7 protein-coding genes are annotated in these 7,078 nt (G+C 64.0%); 3 read left to right on the forward strand and 4 right to left on the reverse strand.

Annotation, left to right across the window (positions count from 1 at the left end):
- Window positions 1–58: 58 nt before the first annotated feature.
- A complete protein-coding gene (locus tag AC1DX0_RS27760; protein WP_477357597.1) occupies window positions 59–1,555 on the reverse strand; it encodes an FAD-linked oxidase C-terminal domain-containing protein in 1,497 nt (498 codons plus the stop codon).
- Between the two features lie 125 nt (window positions 1,556–1,680).
- Entirely contained in the window at window positions 1,681–3,003 is a 1,323-nt protein-coding gene (locus AC1DX0_RS27765) for a DUF3422 family protein (protein WP_477357606.1), read from the reverse strand.
- A 210-nt stretch (window positions 3,004–3,213) separates the two neighbouring features.
- On the opposite strand from AC1DX0_RS27765, the gene AC1DX0_RS27770 reads away from it, so the two are divergent.
- From AC1DX0_RS27770 to AC1DX0_RS27780, 3 genes are all read left to right on the forward strand, one after another.
- Window positions 3,214–4,017: an FCD domain-containing protein gene (locus tag AC1DX0_RS27770; protein ID WP_477357600.1), complete on the forward strand. Its 804-nt coding sequence runs from the start codon at window positions 3,214–3,216 to the stop codon at window positions 4,015–4,017.
- A 76-nt stretch (window positions 4,018–4,093) separates the two neighbouring features.
- The gene (locus tag AC1DX0_RS27775) at window positions 4,094–5,230 is read left to right on the forward strand and encodes an alpha-hydroxy acid oxidase (protein ID WP_095198017.1); all 1,137 of its coding nucleotides are present in this window, start codon (window positions 4,094–4,096) and stop codon (window positions 5,228–5,230) included.
- A 37-nt stretch (window positions 5,231–5,267) separates the two neighbouring features.
- Entirely contained in the window at window positions 5,268–6,035 is a 768-nt protein-coding gene (locus AC1DX0_RS27780) for a metallophosphoesterase family protein (RefSeq protein ID WP_477222466.1), read from the forward strand.
- Window positions 6,036–6,077: 42 nt separating this feature from the next.
- On the opposite strand, the gene AC1DX0_RS27785 is transcribed toward AC1DX0_RS27780, so the two are convergent.
- Together AC1DX0_RS27785 and AC1DX0_RS27790 are read right to left on the reverse strand one after the other, a co-directional pair.
- A complete protein-coding gene (locus AC1DX0_RS27785; protein WP_257784452.1) occupies window positions 6,078–6,209 on the reverse strand; it encodes a hypothetical protein in 132 nt (43 codons plus the stop codon).
- 294 nt (window positions 6,210–6,503) lie between these two features.
- A partial coding sequence (locus AC1DX0_RS27790; protein ID WP_477357603.1) for a type 1 glutamine amidotransferase occupies window positions 6,504–7,078 on the reverse strand: 575 nt, incomplete at its 5' end.

Below are 7,078 nucleotides of genomic sequence, written 5' to 3' on the forward strand. Positions count from 1 at the left end.
AGCCACCTCTCCCCCGCTTTGCGGGGGCGAGGAACCCCCATTCTGAGACGCCATCAACTCAAAACCTCGGAATGTCCGGGAACGCCACCTGCCCCCGGTGCACATGCATGCGGCCGAGTTCGGCGCAGCGGCGCAGTTGCGGGAAGACTTTTCCCGGGTTGAGCAGGTGGTTGGGATCGAAGGCGCATTTGACGCGCATCTGCTGGTCGAGATCGACCTGGTTGAACATTTCCGGCATCAGGTCGCGCTTCTCGACCCCTACCCCATGTTCGCCGGTCAGGACGCCGCCGACCTTGACACAGAGCCGCAAAATGTCGGCGCCAAAACTCTCGGCCTTGTCGAGTTCACCCGGAACATTGGCATCATAGAGGATCAGCGGATGCAGATTGCCGTCGCCGGCGTGGAAGACATTGGCGACGCCGAGGCCATATTTCTCAGAGAGTTCGCGCATGCCGGCGAGCACGCGCGGCAGTTCCTTGCGCGGGATGGTGCCGTCCATGCAGTAATAGTCGGGCGAGATGCGGCCGACCGCGGGGAAGGCCGCCTTGCGGCCGGCCCAGAAGCTCAGCCGCTCCTGCTCGGATTGCGAGATGCGGCAGGTGGTCGAGCCGTTCTTGTAGGCGATCGCCTCGACGAGACCGATGAGATGATCGACCTCGACACCCGGCCCGTCGAGTTCGACGATCAGCAGCGCCTCGACATCGAGGGGATAACCGGCATGGACGAAATCCTCGGCCGCGTGGATCGCCGGCCGGTCCATCATTTCCATGCCGCCCGGGATGATGCCGGCGCCGATGATGTCGGCGACGCATTGGCCGCCCTGTTCGCTGGTCGGAAAGCCGATCAGCAGGGCACGTGCCGTCTCCGGTTTCTTCAGGATGCGCACTGTGACCTCGGTGACGACGCCGAGCAGGCCTTCCGAACCGGTCATGACGCCAAGCAGGTCGTAGCCTTCGGCATCAAGATGGCTGCCGCCGAGCCGCACCACTTCACCGTTCATCAGCACCATCTCGATGCCGAGCACATTGTTGGCGGTGAGGCCGTATTTCAGGCAGTGCACGCCGCCGGAATTTTCCGCGACGTTGCCGCCGATCGAGCAGGCGATCTGGGAGGATGGATCGGGGGCGTAGTAAAAGCCCTCCTGCTCGACGGCGGTGGTGATGCCGAGATTGGTGACGCCCGGCTGGGCAACCACAATGCGATTGGGGAAGTCGATCGCCAGGATGCGATTGAAGCGGCTCATGACCAGCAGCACCGCGTCYTCMAGCGGCAGCGCGCCGCCSGACARMGAGGTGCCGGAGCCGCGYGGCACGACGCGGATGTTGCGGTCGTTGCAGTATTTCAGCACGCGGGAGACTTGCGCCACAGTTTSSGGCAGCACSACGACCAGCGGCAATTGCCGATAGGCGGTSAGGCCGTCGCTCTCGAAGGCRCGCATCTGGTTGGTGGCGTCGACGACGCCCTCGCCCGGGACGATGATGCGCATGTCGGCGACGATCTCGTCGCGCCGGCGCAGCGTGGCGTCGTCTGGTTTCGGCATGGCCAGGCCGGACATCTGCAGCCTCACTTTGCTTGACTGGTCAAAATCTTTTACCAGTGAGGCGCATTCTTTGCAAACGCTGCGGTGATGCGGCCTCCGGCATCAAGGTCGGGACAACCTTCCGCAGCGGCAATCTGCCGCTATTCGCCGGGATGCTTCGTTGGTTCGGAATGCATCTGGCGCACGCGCCGCACGCCCCACCAGACCAGCAGGATGGCGACCGGCACCGAGGCGGCGGTGACGACTTCCGGCGCGAAGGCATGGCCGAAGATCGAGGCGCCCTTGGCGACATAGCCGATGAGGCCGACGACATAGTAGGAGACGGCGGCAACCGAAAGGCCCTCGACGGTCTGCTGCAAGCGCAGTTGCAGGCGGGCGCGGTTGTTCATCGAGGCAAGCAGGTCGCGGTTCTGCTTCTCGACCTCGACATCGACCCAGGTGCGCAGCAGCGTCGTGGCGCGGGTCAGCTTGCGCGACAGATTGGCCTGTCGCTCCTCKACCGAGCGGCAGGTGCGCATGGCAGGCGCGACGCGGCGCTGCAGGAACCCGCCCCAGGTGTCGTAGCCGGGCACAGCCTCCTCCTCCAGCGCTTCCAGCCGCTCGACGACGATGCCGTCATAGGCGCGGCTGGCGCCGAAGCGATAAAGGCTGGAGGCGGCGTCTGCTTCCAACTCGGCCGCCAGTTCCGTCAGGTCTGCCAGCAACGTCTGGCTGTCGCGGGTCTCGGCGACCTTCATTTCCAGAGTGGTCTGCGCCAGCCTGTCCTCGATGCGGCGGGCACGGCCCGACAAGGTCAGCGCCAGCGGCAGGCCTAGCATGGCCAGCGTCCGGTAGGTTTCGATGTCGATCAGCCGCTGCGACAGCGCCCCGGTGCGCGCCGGCGTCAGGCCGCGATCGAGCACCAGGATGCGGGTCATGCCGTCGCCATCCTGGCGGAAATCGGTGACGATGGCCGCATTGCCGCGCTCGACCAGCGAGTAGCACAGGCTGGTGGGATCGAAAGCGGCGATCAGCCGTTCGCTCGCCTGCGTCCATTTGCGGATTTCGAGCCGGATGCCGGAAATGACGGTGCCCGGCGGCGAAAAGCCATTGCCGAAGGGCGTATCCTCCTGCGTCCTGCCGCTTTCGGAAAGCGGGCCTTCCCACAGATAGGTCGAGAATTCCGTATGCCGCTCCCAGCGCAGCGAGCCCTTGCCCCACTTCATGGCGTGATGGCGCGCCTGGCGATCGGGTGCGGCAATGCCGAGACGCCGCGACAGTTCGGAAAGCACGGCATGGTCAACGCCGGAGCCGCCCTCGGTCATGAAGGCGAGTTGCACCAGGACGCGGGGCTTTTCGATCAGCGGATGTGGCCTTGCATGCACCTCGCCCAGCGCGCCTGGCCGGCCCTCATGCGCGGGGAAACCCATGACGCTGCCCTTGGCGCGCGGCTGGAACTCCAGATTGGACKGGTCGTCTGACAYGGCTTGTCCCCCGGGTTTCTGTCAACCCTCTTGCGTTGGCGTCCCTCTAGAGCCAATAGCCAGATGACGCAAACAGCAAAGTTTAGCCGAAGATGATATTACGCCGGGCGGCAAAACCGACCCGCTTCGACCAATTGGATAAATAATTTGACCAGTTGGCGACGCAGGCTTTATCCTGTGCGACACCGGTTCAATTCCCAGGCACAGCTGTTGAGCGACATTTTTTCCAGGATCGAGCATTCGCGCACCGCCGACGAGGTGGTGCAGCAGATCGAGAGCCTCATCCTCGAAGGCGTGCTGCGCACCGGCGACCGGCTGCCGGGCGAGCGCGAGCTGGCACGCCAGTTCGACGTGTCGCGGCCGATCCTGCGCGATGCGCTGAAGGCGCTGGAAGGGCGCGGGCTGCTGACGACCAAGGCCGGCGGCGGCACCCATGTCGCAGACATTATCGGCCAGCTGTTCACCAAGCCGGTGGCGGACCTGATCTCGATGCATCGCAAGGCGGTGGCCGACTATCTGGAGTACCGCCGCGAGATCGAAGGCATAGCCGCCGAATATGCGGCGCGGCGCGCYACMSCGGASGACYTKGCGCTGCTCGACCGCATCATGGCGCGCATGGACGAGGCGCACCGCACCGGCGATTTCGACGACGAAGCCGAAATCGACGTCGAATTCCATCACGCGATCTGCGAGTGCGCGCACAACATCCTGCTGCTGCACACGCTGCGCTCCTGCTAYCGGCTKTTGTCGGAAGGCGTGTTCCAGAACCGGCTYCTGGTGTTCACCGTGCCCGGCGCGCGCGAGGCGCTGCTGGCGCAGCACAAGGCAATCCACGCCGCGGTCAAGGCCGGCGATCCGGCCGGCGCCCGCCAGGCGGCAATGGATCACATGACCTATGTCGAGCGSTCGATGSYCGARGCCGAGCGCAGCGGCGACTGGCARCGCGTRTCRCGGYTGAGGCTGMGGCAGCGTTCGGAGGCCGGTGATACCGAACCGGCACGCAGACGTTCATAGAGCATGATGTCATCCGAAAACCGCTTCACACTTTTCGGCATCATGCTTTAGTCAATTCGATCAAGCGAGAACCATCATGAGCGACATTCTCACCATCGCAGACCTCAAGGACCTCGCCCGCCGGCGCGTGCCCAAGATGTTCTTCGATTATGCCGATTCCGGCGCCTGGACCGAGAGCACCTATCGGGCCAATGAGGAAGACTTCCAGAAGATCAAGTTCCGCCAGCGCGTGCTGGTCGACATGAGCAACCGCTCGCTGGAATCGACCATGATCGGCCAGAAAGTGTCGATGCCGGTGGCCTTGGCGCCGACCGGCCTGACCGGCATGCAGCATGCCGATGGCGAGATGCTGGCGGCGCAGGCGGCCGAGGAATTCGGCGTGCCGTTCACCTTGTCGACAATGAGCATCTGCTCGATCGAGGATGTCGCCTCGGTGACGAAGAAGCCTTTCTGGTTCCAGCTCTATGTGCTGCGCGACAAGGATTTCGTGCTCGATCTGATCGACCGGGCGAAGGCAGCGAAATGCTCGGCGCTGGTGCTGACGCTCGACCTGCAGATCCTTGGCCAGCGCCACAAGGACGTGCGCAACGGGCTTTCAGCGCCGCCCAAGATGACGCTGGCCAACATCATCGACCTGGCCAGCAAGCCGCGCTGGTGCCTGGGCATAGCGGGCACCAAGCGCCGCACCTTCCGCAACATCGTCGGCCACGCCAAGGGTGTCGGCGACGTCTCTTCGCTGTCGTCCTGGACGACGGAGCAGTTCGACCCGCAGCTATCGTGGAAGGACGTCGCCTGGATCAAGGAACGCTGGGGCGGCAAGCTGATCCTGAAGGGCATCCTCGACAAGGAAGACGCGCTGATGGCGGCCAAGACCGGCGCCGACGCGATCGTGGTTTCCAACCATGGCGGGCGCCAACTCGACGGCGCGTCATCCTCGATCATGGCGCTGGAAGAGATCGCGGACGCGGTCGGCGACAAGATCGAAGTCCATATGGATGGCGGCATCCGCTCCGGTCAGGATGTGCTGAAGGCGCTCTGCCTCGGCGCCAAGGGCACTTATATCGGCCGGCCATTTCTTTACGGCCTCGGCGCGCTCGGCAAGGAAGGGGTTACCAAAGCGTTGGAAATCATCCGCAAGGAGATGGACATCACGCTGGCGCTGTGCGGAAAGCGTCTGGTCACCGACATGGGCAAGGACCAGCTCCGACGCTAGGGTCCGGTGACAGCCTGACCACGGAGACCACGAGGCGTTGGCGGAACCCGGCATCCATTTTCTCGACGCACATGGGCCGGAGGGTGTGCGTCTTTACGCGATCGGCGACGTGCATGGCCGGCTCGACCTGCTGGCCGCCATGCACCAGCGGATCGAGAGCGAGCTGGAATGGAAACCGGCTCGCGACTGGCGGGTGATCCATCTCGGCGACTATGTCGACCGCGGACCGGATTCCAAGGGCGTCATCGATTTCCTGATCGCGGCGCGGGAACGCGATCCACGCCATCTGATGCTCGCCGGCAACCATGACATCGGGTTTCTCGATTTTCTGGGAACCCCCGACCCGGAAGGGCTTTTCATGCGCTATGGCGGCGTGCAGACGGCGCTGTCCTATGGCGTGTCGCTGACCGCCGACGCCAGCTGGTTCGGCAAGATGGAGACGATGAGGCGGGGACATCAGGCCTTGCTCGAGGCAATGCCGCCGGGCCATGTCGATTTCCTGCGCTCGCTGCCGTTCTCAGTAACGTTCGGCGACTTCTTCTTCTGCCATGCCGGCATCAGGCCAGGCATTCCGCTGGACAAGCAGAGCCAGCAGGACCTGATCTGGATCCGCGACGTTTTCCACGATCACACCGGCCTGTTCCCGAAGATCGTGGTGCACGGCCACACACCCGTCCCCGAGGCGGAAGTGATGGCCAACCGCGTCAATGTCGACACGCTTGCCTGGCAATCAGGCATGCTGACCGCCCTCGTCGTGGACGGAGCGGACAAACGCATCCTGGAAATGGCGATAAAGGAAGCTTGAGCCCAGGCGCGGCGCAGGGATGCGTCGCGAGCGGGCCGGCTTTTAGCGAAGCGAGGCGGTGACGCCGTAGCCGTCGACGGCGTTGTGGTTGTTGGCAGCATCGGCGGAATAGATACCGAGACCGCACAGAACGATGGCGGACAACATGGCAAAGGACAGAAGCGCTGCTTTCACGGACGTCATCTCTTGTTGAGCTTGCTGCATCTGTGCACCAGGCGGTTACCAATGCGTTGAAACGGAGAATTCGCTTCAAAGTTTCGACGATTTCGCGCTTCTAAGCGCGTTCTGTATCGGTGGTGTGTCGCGCGGGTCACACAAAAGGTTCATCCCGGTTGCACTGAAGATGCAGAGCGCGCGCCTTCTAGGATGGCGGACGGACACAAGCCAAGGATGAAGGGGGTTTTCCCCAGCCGGTTTCACGGCTGCGTGCCAATAATGTCACGCGGCAGAGCGCGGAGGCGCGAACGCCTAGATTGTGGCTACCCAGGCGCGGGCAATGGCGAGACCAGCAGCATCGGCGTCGGGTCCATTGCTGGCCATCTCGCCATCGAGCTTGCCCGCCCAATCGGGATGGCGCGCGGCAATGAGCGGTGCAAAGGAGGAACTCCAGCCCTTCACCATCGGCCGGTCGGCCTCGAAATGGAACTGGAAGCCGTAGACGGCGCGGCCGACACGAAACGCCTGGTTTTCGGCGACATCATTGCCGGCGAGCCGCACGGCGTCTTCCGGCAGCTCGAAGGTGTCGTCATGCCACTGGAAGATCGGGAACTTTTGCGGCAGGGCGCCCAGCACCGGATCGGCCTTGGCGTCCGGCGTCAGCGAAACGCCGCGCCAGCCGAACTCATTGGCGCCGCCGATGCGGTTCTCGCCGCCGAAGGCGCGGGCGACGAGCTGACTGCCGAGGCAGATGCCGAGCACGGCGCGATCCTTGCCGGCGAAATCGCGGGTCAGTTCGAGCAGCGCCGGAAAATAGGGATATTCATCGTCGGCCAGCGCATTCTGACCACCACCGAGCACCACCATGGCATCGTGCTCCGTGGCAT

This window comes from Mesorhizobium sp. P3_A9, from assembly GCF_056402975.1.

Excerpts from the sequence above, each read along its gene's own strand:
- AC1DX0_RS27775 (WP_095198017.1), top strand. The coding sequence starts at position 4,094 with ATGAGCGACATTCTCACCATCGCAGACCTCAAGGACCTCGCCCGCCGG.